A 16,113-nucleotide genomic window follows, 5' to 3' on the forward strand; every position below is an offset into this window, starting at 1 on the left:
GGGCGGTGCTCGTCGAGGCCTCCCGCAAGCGAGTGGTGGCGCGCATCGAGGCCGTGGCGGCCGGCGGCGGCGAGTCGCCGCTGGCCGTGCACCTGGGCCAGGCGATCGGCAAGGGCGATCGCATGGACTACGCCATCCAGAAGGCCGTGGAGCTGGGGGTGGCGGCTATCACCCCGCTCTACACCGAGCATGGCGACGTGCGCCTCAAGGGCGAGCGCGAGGCGAAGAAGCTGGCCCACTGGCGGGCGGTGGCCGCCAGCGCCTGCGAGCAGTGCGGCCGTGCCACGCTGCCGCCGGTGCATCCGCCCCTGGCCCTGGCCGACTGGCTGGCCGGCCGCGACGAGGCGCTGCGCCTGGTGCTGCACCCCGGGGGCGAAGGGGCCCTCGAAAGCGGTGAAGCCCCGGCCAGCGCCGCCCTGCTGATCGGCCCCGAGGGCGGCCTGGCCGAGGGCGAGGTCGAGGCCGCACGCACGGCGCGCTTCGCCGCCCTCTCCCTGGGGCCGCGGATCCTGCGCACCGAGACCGCCCCGGTGGTGGCGCTGGCGCTGCTGCAGCATCGCTTCGGGGATCTGTAAGAGGAGACTCCCATGTCCGACTTCCGAGATCGCCGCGCCACCCGTCCACCCGCGGCCCAGGGCCAGCGCCCGAGCCGCCGCTATCGCGCCCCCAGGACCGCGGTGGGCGAGGTGGCCTACCTGGAGGTGGTGGCGGTCAACGACACCGGCGCCTTCCTCGACTGGGGCCAGCCCAGCGACCTGCTGCTGCCCTACGGCGAGCAGCGTTTCCGGCCCACCCCCGGCAAGCGGGTGCTGGTGCGGATCTATGAGGACCAGCAAGGGCGGCCGGTGGCCTCGCAGAAACTCGAGCGCTTCATCGCCGACGAGGCCGCGGGCCTGGCGGTCGGCGATGAGGTGAGCCTGGTTGTCGCCGACACCACCGACCTGGGCGTCAAGGCGGTGGTCGATCACCGCTGCTGGGGGCTGCTCTACCGCGACGACCTGAGCCGGCCGTTGCGCCGCGGCCAGCGGTTGACCGGCTACGTGAAGCGCGTGCGCGATGATGGCCGCCTGGACCTCTCGCTGCTGCCGCCGGGCGAGGCGCGCCTCGACATGGTGGGCGAGAAGGTGCTTCAGGCGCTGCGCGAGAGCGGCGGCTACCTGCCGCTGGGCGACCGCAGCCCGCCGGCGGAGATCAAGGCGCGGCTGGGGGTCAGCAAGAGCGCCTTCAAGCAGGCCATCGGCCGGCTCTACAAGCGCCGGCTGATCACCCTGGAGGCCTCGGGCATCCGGCTGGTGCCGGGCGGGGAATAAAAGGGCCTGCCGCCGGAACAGCCTCAAGCGTTACTGCCATGGGCAAGGGTCCTTGCTGAACAGGCGAACCGCCTTGGTGGAGGCGATACCCCTGCGGCATACTGACGGCATCCACCCCTCGAGCGGACCCCGACCCCATGAGCGAACGCGCCCTGAAGATCGGCGTGGTGATGGATCCCATCCAGGACGTCACCTACAAGAAGGACACCACCCTGGCCCTGCTGTGGGCCGCCCGGGAACGCGGCTGGTCGCTGCACTACCTGGAGCCGGAGGACCTCTTCCTGCGCGACGGTCGCGCCTTCGGCCGCATGCGCGACCTGCACGCCTACCGCGACCCCGGGCACTGGTATGAGCTGGGGGAGCCCGAACCGCGCCCCCTGGCCGAGCTGGACGCCATCCTGATGCGCCAGGATCCGCCGGTGGACGGCCACTTCCTCAACGCCGTGCACCTGCTGGGCTTCGCCGAGCGCGAGGGCGTGCTGGTGGTCAACCCTACCCGGGCGCTACTCGAGTGCAACGAGAAGCTCTTCGCCCAGCAGTTCCCACAGTGCTGCGCGCCGACCCTGGTCTCCTGCAGCGCGCCGGAGTTGCGCGCCTTCCACGCCGAGCACGGCGACGTCATCCTCAAGCCGCTGGACGGCATGGGCGGCAGCGGGATCTTCCACGTGCAGCCCGAGGGGCGCAACCTGGGGGCCATCATCGAGCTCCTCACCGAGCACGGCCGGCGCCAGATCATGGCCCAGCGCTACCTGTCCGAGATCCGCGACGGCGACACCCGCATCCTGCTGGTGGAGGGCGAACCGGTGCCCTTCGGGCTGGCCCGGATGCCCATGGCCGGCGAGACCCGCGGCAACCTGGCCGCCGGCGGCACCGGGGTCAGCCGCGAGCTCACCGAGCGCGACCACTGGCTGATCAGTCAGGTGCAGCCGATGATCCGCGAGAAGGGGCTGATGTTCGTGGGCCTCGACGTGATCGGCGACTACATCACCGAGATCAACGTGACGAGTCCCACCTGCGTGCGCGAGATCGACGACCAGCGCGGCACCGACATCGCCGGCCTGTTGATGGATGCCATCGTCCGCCGACTCGAGACGCACCGGCACTGAGCCCGAGGCCACCATGTCCTACTATGTCAGCGACCCCGTCCACTATGCCCCGGTCACCCGCTCCTACCGGCGCTGGCTGGCCTGGTCGCTGGCGCTGCTGCTGCACCTGGCGGTGATCGGGGTGGTGGCCAGCTGGCAGTTCGCCGCGCCGCCGCCCGAACGCACCAGCCTCGACGTGGTGCTGGTGACCCGCTCCAGCGAGGCGCCGGTGGAGGAAGCCGAGGCCATCGCCGAGGCCGATCAGCGGGCCGCCGGCGCCGAACAGGAGGAGGCGCCGGCGGAATCCCGGGCGGCACCCATGGAGGAGTTGCCGGCGGTGCAGGAGGGCCGGCCCGACGTGGACCCGGCCACGCCGGCCGAGCCGCAGTCGGCGACGCGGGCCGAGCCCGAGGCGCGCCCCGACGAAACCGCCCCGCCGGTGGCCCGGGAGGAGAGCGACGCCGAGACGCCGCCCGAACCTCGCGACAGCGCCCCCCAGGCGGCGGATGCCGCCGCGCCGCCCAGCGCTGCGGCGCCCTCCGCCTCGGGGCGCGACCTGCTGGCCCAGGCCACCCGCAGCATCCGCGAGCAGGGCGTCGCCCCGGAGTCGCCGGGCCCCGAGGGCGACAGCCCCCGCCAGGCCGCCCAGCGCGCGGCGGAGGCGCGCTATATCGACGACTGGACGCGCCGGGTGGAGGACTACGGTAACCGGGTGCATCCGGCCCCCCGCCACCTGCACGGCCAGCTGCGCATCCGCGTGGTGATCGGCCGCGATGGCGAGTTGCGCCAGGCAGAGGTGGTACAATCGTCGGGACATGCCGAGCTCGACCAGGCCGCGCTGGATACCGTCCACGGCGCCGCCCCCTATCGCCCCTTCGATGCGGGCATGGGCGACCTGGACACGCTCTCCATCACCCGCGTCTGGCGGTTCGGCGAAGGCAATCATTACGGCGTGCGTTAGGAGCGCCGGGGAGTCCCATGCAACAGTTCGGTTTGAAAGACCACTTCCTGCTGGCGATGCCGCACCTGGAAGACCCCAACTTCGCGGGCAGCCTCAGCTACCTCTGCGACCACGACGAGAAGGGGACCATGGGGGTGATCATCAACCACCCCCTCGACCTGACCCTCGAGGCGCTGTTCGAGCAGCTCGACCTGGGCGGCGAGGAGAGTCCCCATCGCAATGCTCCGGTCTACTTCGGCGGCCCGGTGCACAAGGACCGCGGCTTCATCCTGCACCACGGGTCCAGCGATGACTGGGATTCCAGCATCCAGGTCACCGAGGGCATCGCCCTGACCACCTCCATGGACATGCTCCAGGCGTTGGCCGCGGGGCGTGGCCCCGAGCGCTTCCTGGTCTGCCTGGGCTGTGCCGGCTGGGAGTCGGGCCAGCTGGAACAGGAGCTGCTCGACAACGCCTGGCTCACCGTGGAGGGGCGCAGCGACATCCTCTTCGAGGTGCCGCCGGAGCAGCGCCTGGGTGCCGCCGCCGGCATCCTCGGCGTGGACCTCAACCTGATGACCCGCGAGGCCGGCCATTCATGAGCCGGGGACACGGCTGATGGCCGGGGTGGGGCAGCGGCTGGTGCTGGCCTTCGACTTCGGCACCCGACGCATCGGCGTGGCGGTGGGCAACGAGCTGCTGGGCAGCGCCCGGGAACTCGAGCCGCTACCCGCCCGCGACGGCATCCCCGACTGGGCCCGGGTGGCGCGGCTGGTGGAGGAGTGGCAGCCCGACCTCTTCGTGGTGGGGCTGCCGCTCACCGCCGAGGGCGAGGAGCAGGCGATGAGCGTGCGGGCACGCAAGTTCGGCAAGCGCCTGTTCGGCCGCTACGGGGTGCCCTGCGAGATGGTCGACGAGCGCGGTTCCACCGGCGAGGCCAAGCGCATCGCCCGGGAGCGCGGGCATCGTGGCAACTTCCGCGACGAGGGCGTCGACGGCATCAGCGCGGTGCTGATCCTCGAGCGCTGGTTCGTCGCCGGGGAGGGGCTGCGCGGGCGATCTTGACCGGGACCGCCGTTACGCGGCGTCGGGGCCCCGGAAATCCCCCACCGAGACGCCGGCGAACTTCTCCAGGAAGAACACCAGGGTGGCCGGGTGCCGGAAATGTTCCTCGAAGGCCTCCTGCCGGCCCTCGTGGCGACGCGTTACGCTGGCGCGGTACTCGCTGCCCGCCTTCACCACCCTGACGCTGGCCTCGCGGCCGTCCTCGTGCCGCTCCGCCACCAGCGGCGCCTGCCCCTCCAGCAGCGCCTCCAGCCGTTCCGCCCCCGCCAGTTCCTCGGGTGAGGCCCACAGCGCCTGGTCGCGATCGCCGTAGCGGTAGAGGATCACCGCCAGCAGCGCCGAGAAGATGGCGCTGGCCAGCATCCAGGTGAGCAGCTCGCCGGAGAGTGGCATCGACAGCACCGCCCACAGCTGCACCAGGGACCCCACCGCCAGCACCCCGGCCAGCGGCCGCCACATGCGTGGGTTCATGAAGCCGCGCCCCAGGGTGTAGCCCCACAGCCCCAGCACGCCCAGGGCGCCGATGCCGAGATGAGCCAGGGCCAGGGGCGTGCCCCCACCGGCGAGCAGGGCGATCACCCCGATCAGCAGCAGGACGCTGTAGAAGAGGGCCAGGAGCCGATAGGCGCGGTCGAGGTTCATGGTGGTCGTGCCTCCCAAAGCCGTTCGTCGTGTCATGGACACAGCATAGGCAAGAGCGCCACGCCCGTGCGTTGCTCAGGAGGTGGCGTCGTCAACGCCCAGCCGCCTGGGCACGAACCAGCGCACCGGGCGCAGGTCCTGCTCGATCAGCTCCTCCACCTGGAGCAGGGTGGCGAAGATCGCCATGCGCACCGGGATGCCGTTGTCGGTCTGGCGGAAGATCGCCAGGCGCGGGTCGCCGTTGAGGTCCACGTCCAGGTCGTTGGCCTCGGGGCGGCTGTCGCGGGGCAAGGGGTGCATGACCAGGGTGTCGCGGCCACAGCGCCGGTCCAGGAAGGCGCGATCCACGGTGAAGTCCCGCGACAGGCTGAAGCCCTCGCTCATCTCGGCGGTGAAGCGCTCCTTCTGGATGCGGGTGGTGTAGACCACGTCGACGTCGGCGTAGTCGTCGGCCAGGCTCTCGCGCTGCTCGACGCGGTGGCCGCGGGACACCACCAGGTCGATCAGCTGGCTGGGCATCTCGAGCCCCGGGGGGGCCACCAGGGTGATGCGCATGGGCGCGTAGAGCGACAGCAGCTTGATCAGCGAGTGCACGGTGCGCCCGTACTTGAGGTCGCCGGTCATCAGCACGTGGGCGCCGGCCAGCGACTTGCCCAGGCGGGTGAACTCCTTGTCGATGGTGTAGAGGTCGAGCAGCGCCTGGCTGGGGTGCTCGCCGGGGCCGTCGCCGCCGTTGATCACCGGCACGTTGGTGGCGGCGGCGAACTCCGCCACCGACCCCTGCTCCGGATGGCGCATGACGATGGCGTCGCAGTAGCCGCTCATCACCCGACTGGTGTCGTAGAGCGACTCGCCCTTGGCCATGGAGGAGAAGGTGAAGCCGGTGGTGTCGCAGACGCTGCCGCCCAGCCGGCAGAAGGCCGCGTGGAAGCTGACCCGGGTGCGGGTGCTGGCCTCGAAGAAGAGGTTGCCGAGCACCGCGCCCTCCAGCACCCGGGTGACCTTGCGGCGTTGGGCGATCGGCTCCATGCGCGCGGCGACCCGCAGCAGGTGATCGACACGGTCTCGGGACAGGGAATCGACAGAGAGCAGGTGGGAACTCATCGCGGGCCTCGGCTGGCGGTGGGGAACGGTCGCTAGTGTACTCCCCGTGGCCGGTGGGTTCAGCCTCCCCGAGCGGGCAGGCCCTGGCTTACCCCTGCCGCGCCAGGATATCTTCCTCCGAGGGCACCGGGCCGCATTCGTTGAAGATCCGCTTGTGGCAGCTCCGGCAGACCGCCGGGTCCAGCGCCGGGGCAATGGCGGCGATCGCCGCCTCGGGCGTCTCGAAGCAGCGTTCCTCACCGAGCCGGGCCAGGTCGCCGCGCCGGCGCAGCTCGTCCAGGACGGTGCCCTTGAGCGAGCTGATCAGCAGGTCGCCGCCCTGCTGGCGGAGGCGACGGATTTCCTGGAGCAGCATCTCGATGCCGGCGGTATCGATGAAGTTGATGCCCTTGCCGATGATCAGCACGCGTGTGCCCGGCTCGGGGCTGAGCGCCCGGAGACCTCGCTGCACGTGATCGCTGGCGCCGAAGAACAGCGAGCCGTCGATGCGCAGGATCTTCAGCTGGGGACACTGGGCGAGCCCGTAGCGCCGAACGTTGCGAATGTGGCGGCGGGGATGGTCCTGGCGGGGCGCCACTTCCACGACGGTCGGGCGCGAGGTGCGCTTCAGATAGAGCAGCAGCGACAGCAGCACGCCGATATAGATGGCGAACTCCAGCGCGACCAGCAGGGTGGCCGCGATGGTCGCCACGAGGATCATCGCCTCGTGGCGGCTGGCGCGCACCAACTGCCCGATATGCCGGAAATCGATCAGGTTCCAGGCGATCAACAGGATGCCCCCGGCCATGGCGGGCAGCGGCAGGTAGGCGGTGATGCCCGGAGCCAGCACCAGGATCAGTGCCAGCAGTGCCGCGGCGAACACCGCGGCCAGCGGGGTGCGGGCGCCGGCGTCATAGTTGGCGCCGGAGCGGGTGAAGGAGCCGGAGCTGGCGTAGCAGGAGAAGCAGCCGCCAACGATGTTCGACAGTCCCTGGCCGATGAACTCCTGGTTGCCGTCGAGCACCTGGTGCGAGCGCAGGGCGATGGCGCGGGCAATCGACACCGCCTCGATCAGCCCCAGCAGGGCGATGGCGAAGGCCCCCGAGGTCAGGGTGCGCAGGCTGTCCGGCGACAGCTCGGGCAGCGTCAGCGGTGGCAGGGTGCCGGGCAGGGCGCCGACCAGGGTGACCCCATGGGCCTCGCCGTCCAGCAGCCAGCAGGCCAGGCTGCCGGCGGCCAGGCCCAGCAACAGGTGGGGCCAGCGCCGGTTGAGCCGCCGGACCAGGACGGACGTCACCAGCGAGATCAGGCCGATGGCCAGGGCATAGGGATTGGTCTCGGGCAGCTTCTGGATGAGCGCTGCCAGGTCGAGCAGGAAGCCCTGGCCGCCGGCGACGGAGACGCCGAGCAGGTGCTTCAGCTGGCTGGTCGCGATCAGGATCGCCGCCCCCGCCGTGAAGCCGATGACCACCGTATGGGAGATGAAACTGACCAGGCTGCCCAGGCGCAGCAGCCCCATCGCCAGCTGGATGACGCCGACCAGCAGGGTGACGGTCAGGGCGGCGGCGAGGTACTGCGACGGCTCCAGGGGGCCGAGGCCGCCGACCACGCTGGCGAGCACGATGGACAGCGCGGCGGTGGGGCCGGAAACCAGGTGCCAGGAGCTGCCGAACAGTGCGGCGACGACGGCGGGAACGATGGCGGTATAGAGGCCGACTTCCGGCGGCAGGCCGGCGATGAAGGCGTAGGCGACCCCCTGGGGCAGCACCAGGATGGCGCCGGTGAGGCCGGCCATCAGGTCGGCGCCGAGCATCCGGCGGTCGAGGGTTCGGCCCCAATCGAGGAAGGGCAGGCAACGCGAGAGTCTGGACGCCATGGGTGACGATCTCGAAGTGAGCGTGGGCCGCCAGCCTAGGAAAAATCTGGCATGCTGAAAAACGAAATTTTCTGGCCTTCATGAACAGAAAAACCGAAGATGCATGCCATGGATACCCAACTGCTGGAAACCTTCCTCGAGGTGAGTCGGCTGCGTAACTTCGGCAAGGCCGCGGAGAGCCTCTGCGTATCGTCGTCCACTGTCAGCGCCCGCGTCCGCCAACTGGAGGAGCACCTCGGGCTTTCGCTCTTCACCCGCGGCCATCACCGGATCGGCCTGACCCCCGCCGGCGAGCGCATGGAGCGCCATGCGCGCTTCATCCTCGGCGCCTGGGAACGGGCCTACGAGGACACGGCGCTCAGCGAGCGGCATCAGCGGCGCCTGGTGGTGGCCGGGGTGGCCAGCCTCTGGGACATCTTCCTGCAGGACTGGCTCACCACTATCTATCGGGCCTACCCGACCCTGGGCGTGCGCGCCGAGGAGAGCACGCCGCTGCGGGTCGTCGAGAAGCTGGAGCAGAACATGATCGACGTCGGTTTCCTCTACGACACCCCGCGCATCCGCGAGGTGGGCGTCGAGGAGGTGGCGACGATTCCCCTGGTGATGGTGGCGAGCCACCCCGGCATCGACGCCGAGCGGGCGGTCGGCGACGGCTACATTCGGGTGGAATGGGGCACCGCCTTCGCCAGCGTCCACGAGGGTCACTTCCCCCAGCGCCTGTTGGCGCGGGGCCGCGTGAACAGTGGGCGCATCGCCCTGAACCTGCTGCTGGAGTGCGGCGGCGCCGCCTACCTGCCGCGGGACATCGTGGCGCCCTGGTGCCGGCAGGAGCGGCTGTTCGTCGTCGAGGACGCGCCGCTGATCGAGCTCAAGGCCTATGTGGCCTATCGCCTGCACGGCGAGCACCGCGAGCTGATCCGCGAGCTGCTCGGGCGGCTGCGGTGACATGGTTTCACATGAAACCTTTTGATCCGGATCAAGGCGGCGGACGGTGACGGCGCCGACACTGTCGGTGAGCCCCATCCGACGAGGAGAATCGCCATGACCCCCACCCATGATCGCCAGTCCCCCGCCCCCGTCTCCCGCTGGGAGCGATTCTGCGAACGCTGCTACGCGGTGTCGATGTCCCGCGTGGTGCGGGAACTGTCGCTGGAAGCTTCGGAGTCCTACCAGGCGCTGCTGGAGGACCTGAAGGCGCCCCTGGCGCCGGCCTTCGAGCGCGAGGTGGCGCGCCGCCTGGACGCCGGCGACCGGGGCGGCCTGACCCCGGCCCGGACCCTGATGCCCGAGGTGATGGCCCGCTTCGGCCTGAGCCCCGAGAGCTATGACGATGCGCGCGAGTTGGCCGTGCTGGCGCGTCGCTGCAACCGTTGCCCAGTGGCCGGCCAGTGCTGGCGCGCCGCCCGCCACGGTACCGGGGGCGAGGCGTATCGCGCCCTCTGCCCCAATGCGAGCGCCTTCGAACGCCAGGCGGCGGCCGTCGATCGGGCTTGAGCGGCTATCCGCCCTGCAGCTTCTCGGCGCGCCGGCCCAGGCGCGTCCTTTTGCGGTCCTGTGGACGCGCCACGTCTCCCCCTGCAGATCACCTTCTACGTGCACCAAGCGTCATCGTCACAACATGCGGACTCGCATGTTTCCCGCCAAGGTTCCCGCAGATAGCCGAATTGCCGATTTGTGCTAACGCCGACGCCCATTGATACGCACCATTGGATATCAATCGGAGCCCCAGCCGAAGAATGTCGGTTTTCATCGATACCACCTCGGAACAGTCGATGTTGTCACGTATCGACTCATCAGGGGCCGCAGACAACGGGGTCTGCCAAGAGAAGCCGGCACACCGGCCGATGAAACCCGCAGATCTCTTATCCAACAACAAGGCGGAACTCAGACATGGACAACAACACCCGGATCGACTTCATCTATCTCTCCGAGCAGGACATGGTTCGTGCCGGCGTCACCGATATGGCGGCCTGTGTGGACACCATGGAGGAGATGTTTGGTCTCCTGCATCATGGCGACTACCGCATGGCGGGCCCCAATAATGATTCGCACGGGGCCATGATCATGTTTCCCGAGGAATCGCCCTTTCCCAACATGCCCAAGCCCACCGCCGACCGTCGCATGATGGCCATGCCGGCCTATCTCGGCGGCAACTTCTGCACGGCAGGCGTCAAGTGGTACGGCTCCAACATCGCGAACAAGGAAAAGGGGTTGCCTCGCTCCATCCTGATGTTCACGCTCAGCGATGCCGACACCGCCGCGCCATTGGCGTACATGTCGGCCAACCTGCTCTCGGCCTACCGCACCGGCGCGGTGCCGGGCGTCGGCGCCCGCCATCTGGCGCGCAAGGATTCGAAGGTCGTGGGCATCTTCGGGCCCGGCGTGATGGCGCGGACCTCGCTAGCCGCCTTCATTGCCGCCTGTCCGCAGATCGACACCGTCAAGGTCAAGGGCCGCGGGCAGAAGAGCCTCGACGCCTTCACCGACTGGGTCCGCGAGAACTACCCGCAGGTCACCACCATCCAAGTGGTCGACGACATCGAATCGGTCGTGCGCGATTCCGACATCGTGACCTACTGTGCCTCGGGTGAAGTGGGCAACCCCGACGACTACCCGATGGTCAAGCGTGAGTGGGTCAGCCCGGGTGCCTACCTGGCCATGCCGGCCCCGTGCAACTTTGACGCCGGCATGGAAGCGCCGGACGTGCGCAAGGTGCTCGACAACACCGGCCTGTACGAGGCCTGGTACGAGGAAGTGCCCAATCCTGCCCACAACTACATTCCGCTGGTCGGCATGAAGTTCATGGATATGATCGAGGACGGCAGCTTCTCCGGCGATGCCCTCGAGGATCTGGGCGCGATCGTGGCCGGCGATGCGCCGGGCCGCCAGAACGACGACGAGATCATCATGATGTCGGTCGGCGGCATGCCGGTCGAGGACGTGGCCTGGGCCACCGTGGTCTATCGCAAGGCGATCGAGCAGGGTATCGGCGTCAAGCTCAACCTGTGGGACGAACCGCTGCTGCGCTGAGGGCCACCGCACGACCTGCCGGCTCGCCCCACAAGGCGACGCCGGTTCCCCCTCTCATTCCCAACAGGACAACACCATGACCAAGATCGTCAAAGTCAAGACAGGCTCCAAGTTCGAGGAACACGCCAGCTACTCGCGCCTAGTGGCCGTCGACAACTGGATCCTTGTGTCCAACACCGCCGGCCGCAACCCCGACACCAAGGAAATCCCCGAAGACGTGGGCGAGCAACTGCTGCAGGTCTTTGCCAACATCGAAGGCGCGCTCGGCACGGTGGGCAGCGGCCTGTCCGACATCGTTTCCGCGAAGATCTTCATCCAGAACCCGGCCGATACCGAAACCGTCATGACCCTCTTCGGCCAGAAGATGCGCGGCGTCGATCCGTCCATCACCGTGACCTGCCCTCCGCTGGGCTCCGAGGCCTACAAGATCGAGCTGGAAGTGACCGCCTATCGCGGCGCCGGCAGCGCCGACATGGAGAGGATCGACACCTCCGCCCAGTAAGGCGGCCCGCTCGCCCTTTCCGGTGCGACTGGCCTGCATGGCTGGTCGCATCCGTTTTGTCGACACCCCGATTCCTCAAGGACTTCCTGCCATGGCACCGACAATAGCGCCTGTTCAAACGTCCAGCGACTTTCCTGCATCGACGACCGTGGTGATCATCGGGGGCGGCATCATCGGTCTCACTGCGGCCCTGGCGCTGTCGGAACGGGACATTCCCGTGGTCGTGCTGGAAAAGGGGCACATCGCGGGCGAGCAGTCCTCCCGTAACCTGGGCTGGATACGCAAGACCAGCCGCCATCGGGAGGACGTTCCCCTGGCGCTGGCGGCGGATCGGCTCTGGGCCGGCATGGCCGAGCGAGTGGGCAACGATGTCGGCTATCGCCGGTCGGGGATCATGTTCCTGGCCCGCACCGCCGAGCAGTTGGCCGTGCACGAAGCCTGGCTGAAGTCCGTGGACTCCCTGTCCCTGGACTCGCAGCTGCTCGGCGCCCGGGAAATCGACAGCCTGGTCCCGGGCGGCAGGGGAAAATGGGCCGGCGGCATCTATACCGCCTCCGACGGCCGGGCCGAGCCCACCCTGGCGTCCAGCGCCATCGCCAAGGCCGCCATGGCCAAGGGGGCGGTGATCGTCGAAAACTGCGCGGTGCGTACCCTGTCGATGTCGGGCGGCGAGGTCAGTGGCGTGGTGACCGAGAAGGGCGAGATCCGCTGCGACCAGGCGCTGCTGGCCGGTGGCCTGTGGTCGCGGCGTTTCCTGGGCAATCTCGGTGTCTCGCTGCCGACGCTGCCGTTGATCTCCTCGGTGTTCAGGACCGCGCCGATGGAGGGACCGACGGAGATCGCGGTGGGGGGGCCCGACTTCTCCTTCCGCAAGCACAAGGGCGGCGGCTTCATCGTCACCCAGCGCGGTGCACTCGACGCCCCCTTGATGCTGGATCACCTGCTGATCGGATCACGCTACCTGGGCGCGCTACGCTCCCAGCGCCACCTGTTGCGGATCTCGCTGGGCAAGCACTTCCTGCGCGACCTGGCGCTGCCCAGGCGCTGGCGAGCCGGCAAGCGGTCGCCCTTCGAGCGCGTGCGTACCATGGACCCGGAGGCCAATAACAGGATCAACGACGAGGCCCGGCGCAATCTCGCCGCCGCCTGGCCGGCCTTCGAGCGGGCCACCATGGAAGCGTCCTGGGCGGGCATGATTGACATCACGCCGGACTCCAATCCGGTCATCGGAGCGGTCCCTGGCGTGCCGGGGCTAAGCATCGCTTCCGGCTTCTCCGGGCACGGTTTCGGTACCTCGCCGGCGGCGGGGCAGCTGGCGGCCGACCTGCTGTCCGGTGCGGAGCCGATCATCGACCCGACACCCTACCGCTTCGAGCGCTTCTGAGAGGACGCGAGCTCAGCCATCGCCACCCTGCGGCGCGCCCTGCGACTATTGCCCCAGGGCGCGCCGCAGGGTGGCGGAGGGCGGTTCCCAAAACAGGCGGCGGTACTCGCGGCCGAAATAGCTCTGATGGAAGAACCCCTGGTTGGCAGCGGCATCGGCGATGCGCTGGCCAGGCTCCTGCAGCAGGCTTCGCCGCACTGCGTTGAGTCGCAGCGCGCGCAGGTAGTGTACCGGCGACTGCCCGGTCTCCACCTGAAAGCTGTACTGCAGGGTGCGGCGTGAGATCTTCAACTGGCGACACAGCGACATCATCGAGGGGGGGCCGTCCGGCTGCACTTTGGTCAGCGCCTGGCAGCGATCCACAATATAGCGCCGGGTACGATAGCTGGCATCGTCGAGTTTCGGCGATCTCGAGCAGTCGCTCAGCAGCAGCTCGACCCCCTCCTCGAGCTGGTGAGTGGACACCTGCTGAAGCTCTGGCGATGGGCCGCCTAGCGCTTGCGTCGCCAGTAGATAGTCCGTCATGGCCCGCCATTGCTCTCTGACGCCGGCAAGCAACGCCGCCGGTACCTCCAGGGTGCGAAGTCGCCGCTCGTCTCGCTCCAGCCAGCCATAGTGGTGGCGATCGATCGACACGACCAGCAGGTCATAGCGTCCCGGCGCCACGCTCCAGAACTGCTCGCAACGCGGCAGCACCGTGATGGCGTCGGCGTCAAACAGCGCATCATTCCGCCGGTGGATCGGTAGGACCAGGTGCCACTGGGTTTCCGGGAAGTGCATCGATTGCGATAGGCCCAGGTTGGCGCTCTCGCGGAACAACCGTACCCCTCGACCGGTGACATCGACGATATCGCCGGAGAAGTGTCCCTCCTCGATCTGATTGAATTCCTGCTGCCAGCCATCCAGCCGCTGGGCATGCTCGGTGACATCTTCGCAGTGATGGAGCGCGATGGTCATACGACACGCCTCCTGTGCTTGTTGTTTTCGTTAGGGTGACACTACCGGTAGGGGGTCAACAGCGCTTGAGCAGACAGAACTGCTTCTTGCCCCGCTGCACGATCCAGTAGCGATCGAAGAGCGAGAAGGCGTCGCCGAGGCTGCCCTGCCGGACCCGCTCGCCGTTGACGCGCACCGCGCCCTGCCCCAGCAGCTCGCGCGCCTGGCGCCGGGAGGGCGCCAGCGCCGCCGACACCAGGGCCTCCTCCAGAGAGCATTCGGTGGCAATCGTCACGCAGCGCAGGCCATCGAGCTCGAGTTGCTCGAGTTCCTCCCGCGAAAGGGTGGTCACCTCGCCGCTGAACAGCGCCGCCGAGATGCGCTGTGCTGCTCCCAGGCCCGCCTCGCCGTGCACGAAGCGGGTGAGCTCCTCGGCCAGGATGCGCTGGGCCGCGGGCCGGCCCTGTGCCCGGCGGTCCTGCGCCTCGATCTCCTCGATCTCGTCACAGGAGAGGAAGGTGTAGTAGCGCAGGAAGCGATAGACGTCGGCATCGTCGACGTTGAGCCAGAACTGGTAGAAGTGGTAGGGCGAGGTCTGGCGCGGATCGAGCCATATCGTGCCGCTCTCAGTCTTGCCGAACTTGGTGCCGTCGGCCTTGGTGATCAGCGGCAGGGTGAGGCCGAACACCTGCTCGCCATTGAGACGGCGCACCAGGTCGATGCCGCCGACGATGTTGCCCCACTGGTCGTTGCCGCCGATCTGCAGTCGGCAGCCCAGCTTTTGGTTGAGATGGGTGAAATCCCGGGCCTGCAGCAGCCCATAGCTGAACTCGGTGAACGACATGCCCTGCTCGGCGCGCTCCAGCCGCTGGCGCACGGACTCGCGGTTGATCATGGCGTTGACCGAGAAGTACTTGCCCACGTTGCGGAAGAAGTCGACGACGTTGATCTCGCGGAGCCAGTCGGCGTTATTGACCACCCTGAGCGCGCCGTCGAGATGGGGCGTCATGAGCCGCTGGATCTGCTGGCCCAGGTCGTCGACCCAGCACTGCACCGTCTCGAGCGAGTTCAGCCGGCGCTCGGTGGCCTTGAAGCTGGGGTCGCCGATCATGCCGGTGGCACCGCCGATCAGCGCCACTCCCCGGTGGCCGGCGTCCTGGAAGCGCTTCAGCATCAGCAGCGGCACCAGGTGGCCGATATGCAGGCTGCCCGCCGTGGGATCGAAACCGCAGTAGACGACCTGGGGCTCGCCGAAGGTCGATTTCAACTCCTCGGGGTGGCTCGACTGGGCGATCAGTCCACGCCGTTCAAGATCGTTCAGCAGGTCGCTGGCATCCATCGTCATGTCTTCGGCTCCGAAAGATTCTTCTCTCGGACAGGAGGCTAGCGGTCGGTCTCGGTGGGGGCGATATCCTCAAAAGGACAATTTCCGATATCGCCCTCTCGTGCCACCAGCGTGACGGCATGATTCAGGAACAGCCGAAACAGCTCCCCTCGCGAGCCGATGCCGATGCGGGCGTAGAGACGCTTGCGGTGATTCTTGACGGTGCCCGGGGTGATCTCGAGCCGCTCGGCGATCTCGTCCGGTGCCAGCCCCTGCACCATCAGCGCGGCCACCTGTCGCTCGCGCGTCGTCAGCAGCGCCTCGCCGAAGGTCGCGAGCGCACGGGTCAGGATCTCTTCGGGATCATCCTCACCGCTCGCTGCTCGGGCCAGAGTGAATGGATCGCTCGCCCAGTGCTGGCGGCAGAGCGCGGCGAGCAGCTCGAAGCGTTCATGTAGCCGCCGGCAGTCGTCGTCGGAAAACGACCGCCGCTCGTCGATGAGCCCCAGGTAGATGACGATCCAGCGGGCGTCGTCGATGCGCACGGCGAGGCACAGCTCGTCTCGCCAGCCGGTCTGGCGATAGAAGTTCTCCACGTACTCCTTGTTGACGCGGTCGAGGTCGAGTTCCGGAGACGCCAGCACATCGGCGAAACGGAAGACGCCTTCCGCGCGCCGGCGGTCGAGGGCAACCAGGAAGGGATCGCCCTGCCATGCCTGCATCAGATAGCGCTGGAACAGCAGTTCGCGCTGTTGGGAGAGGGAGTCGAACAGGTAGATCGGGTGTCGGCCCGGGCGATGGCCGAGGATCACTGCGCAGTCGAACTCGACGAGCTCGCGCAACAGGGCGACCAGGCTCGCGGTGAAGCGCGTCGAGCGCAGCGTCTCGACGGCGTGGGTCAGCATGATGGTCAGGCGATCGCTCACGTTCGATGGT

17 protein-coding genes are annotated in these 16,113 nt (G+C 68.5%); 11 read left to right on the forward strand and 6 right to left on the reverse strand.

All coding sequences use genetic code 11. The features are described 5' to 3' along the window. The 6 genes from QWY80_RS15510 to ruvX form a co-directional block, all read left to right on the forward strand. Window positions 1–575, forward strand: a 575-nt coding sequence (locus QWY80_RS15510; RefSeq protein WP_290233357.1) for a 16S rRNA (uracil(1498)-N(3))-methyltransferase, incomplete at its 5' end; no start/stop codon positions are given. 12 nt (window positions 576–587) lie between these two features. Further along, window positions 588–1,310, forward strand: coding sequence for a CvfB family protein (locus QWY80_RS15515; protein ID WP_290233359.1), 723 nt, complete (start codon window positions 588–590; stop codon window positions 1,308–1,310). Between the two features lie 137 nt (window positions 1,311–1,447). Then, window positions 1,448–2,416 carry a glutathione synthase gene (gene gshB / locus QWY80_RS15520; RefSeq protein ID WP_290233362.1) on the forward strand — a complete coding sequence of 323 codons (969 nt, stop codon included), beginning with the start codon at window positions 1,448–1,450 and terminating at the stop codon, window positions 2,414–2,416. A 13-nt stretch (window positions 2,417–2,429) separates the two neighbouring features. After that, window positions 2,430–3,356 (forward strand): energy transducer TonB, encoded by a 927-nt coding sequence (locus QWY80_RS15525; protein ID WP_290233365.1) that lies wholly within the window; start codon window positions 2,430–2,432, stop codon window positions 3,354–3,356. A 17-nt stretch (window positions 3,357–3,373) separates the two neighbouring features. Continuing rightward, window positions 3,374–3,937, forward strand: a complete 564-nt coding sequence (locus QWY80_RS15530; RefSeq protein WP_290233368.1) for a YqgE/AlgH family protein — start codon at window positions 3,374–3,376, stop codon at window positions 3,935–3,937. Between the two features lie 16 nt (window positions 3,938–3,953). Beyond that, the gene (gene ruvX / locus QWY80_RS15535) at window positions 3,954–4,400 is read left to right on the forward strand and encodes a Holliday junction resolvase RuvX (protein ID WP_290233371.1); all 447 of its coding nucleotides are present in this window, start codon (window positions 3,954–3,956) and stop codon (window positions 4,398–4,400) included. A gap of 12 nt (window positions 4,401–4,412) precedes the next feature. On the opposite strand, the gene QWY80_RS15540 is transcribed toward ruvX, so the two are convergent. The 3 genes from QWY80_RS15540 to QWY80_RS15550 all read right to left on the reverse strand — a co-directional run bounded on the left by QWY80_RS15540 (window position 4,413) and on the right by QWY80_RS15550 (window position 8,001). Next, window positions 4,413–5,042 (reverse strand): hypothetical protein, encoded by a 630-nt coding sequence (locus QWY80_RS15540; RefSeq protein WP_290233374.1) that lies wholly within the window; start codon window positions 5,040–5,042, stop codon window positions 4,413–4,415. 75 nt (window positions 5,043–5,117) lie between these two features. Next, window positions 5,118–6,146 carry an aspartate carbamoyltransferase gene (locus QWY80_RS15545; RefSeq protein WP_290233376.1) on the reverse strand — a complete coding sequence of 343 codons (1,029 nt, stop codon included), beginning with the start codon at window positions 6,144–6,146 and terminating at the stop codon, window positions 5,118–5,120. An 88-nt stretch (window positions 6,147–6,234) separates the two neighbouring features. Beyond that, window positions 6,235–8,001, reverse strand: coding sequence for a SulP family inorganic anion transporter (locus QWY80_RS15550; RefSeq protein WP_290233378.1), 1,767 nt, complete (start codon window positions 7,999–8,001; stop codon window positions 6,235–6,237). Window positions 8,002–8,109: 108 nt separating this feature from the next. Here QWY80_RS15550 and QWY80_RS15555 point away from each other — a divergent pair, with 108 nt between their 5' ends. The 5 genes from QWY80_RS15555 to QWY80_RS15575 all read left to right on the forward strand — a co-directional run bounded on the left by QWY80_RS15555 (window position 8,110) and on the right by QWY80_RS15575 (window position 12,917). Continuing rightward, a complete protein-coding gene (locus tag QWY80_RS15555; RefSeq protein ID WP_290233380.1) occupies window positions 8,110–8,946 on the forward strand; it encodes a LysR family transcriptional regulator in 837 nt (278 codons plus the stop codon). A 96-nt stretch (window positions 8,947–9,042) separates the two neighbouring features. Continuing rightward, window positions 9,043–9,495: a hypothetical protein gene (locus QWY80_RS15560; protein WP_290233384.1), complete on the forward strand. Its 453-nt coding sequence runs from the start codon at window positions 9,043–9,045 to the stop codon at window positions 9,493–9,495. Between the two features lie 396 nt (window positions 9,496–9,891). Further along, the gene (locus QWY80_RS15565) at window positions 9,892–11,031 is read left to right on the forward strand and encodes an ornithine cyclodeaminase family protein (RefSeq protein ID WP_290233386.1); all 1,140 of its coding nucleotides are present in this window, start codon (window positions 9,892–9,894) and stop codon (window positions 11,029–11,031) included. Window positions 11,032–11,107: 76 nt separating this feature from the next. Continuing rightward, window positions 11,108–11,533: a Rid family hydrolase gene (locus QWY80_RS15570; RefSeq protein WP_290233388.1), complete on the forward strand. Its 426-nt coding sequence runs from the start codon at window positions 11,108–11,110 to the stop codon at window positions 11,531–11,533. A 91-nt stretch (window positions 11,534–11,624) separates the two neighbouring features. Then, on the forward strand, window positions 11,625–12,917 hold the full coding sequence (locus tag QWY80_RS15575; RefSeq protein WP_290233390.1) for an NAD(P)/FAD-dependent oxidoreductase: 1,293 nt from the start codon (window positions 11,625–11,627) through the stop codon (window positions 12,915–12,917). Between the two features lie 45 nt (window positions 12,918–12,962). On the opposite strand, the gene QWY80_RS15580 is transcribed toward QWY80_RS15575, so the two are convergent. From QWY80_RS15580 to QWY80_RS15590, 3 genes are read right to left on the reverse strand one after another with little or no spacing between them, the layout of a single operon-like run. Next, window positions 12,963–13,874, reverse strand: a complete 912-nt coding sequence (locus tag QWY80_RS15580) for a helix-turn-helix domain-containing protein (RefSeq protein WP_290233393.1) — start codon at window positions 13,872–13,874, stop codon at window positions 12,963–12,965. Window positions 13,875–13,929: 55 nt separating this feature from the next. Beyond that, complete coding sequence (tyrS, locus tag QWY80_RS15585; RefSeq protein ID WP_353960458.1) at window positions 13,930–15,198, reverse strand: tyrosine--tRNA ligase; 1,269 nt, start codon at window positions 15,196–15,198, stop codon at window positions 13,930–13,932. Between the two features lie 38 nt (window positions 15,199–15,236). Then, window positions 15,237–16,103 (reverse strand): helix-turn-helix transcriptional regulator, encoded by an 867-nt coding sequence (locus tag QWY80_RS15590; RefSeq protein ID WP_290233396.1) that lies wholly within the window; start codon window positions 16,101–16,103, stop codon window positions 15,237–15,239. Window positions 16,104–16,113 lie beyond the last annotated feature (10 nt).

Origin of the sequence: Halomonas ramblicola, assembly GCF_030409215.1 — a bacterium.
GTDB classification, from domain to species: Bacteria; Pseudomonadota; Gammaproteobacteria; order Pseudomonadales; family Halomonadaceae; genus Halomonas; species Halomonas ramblicola.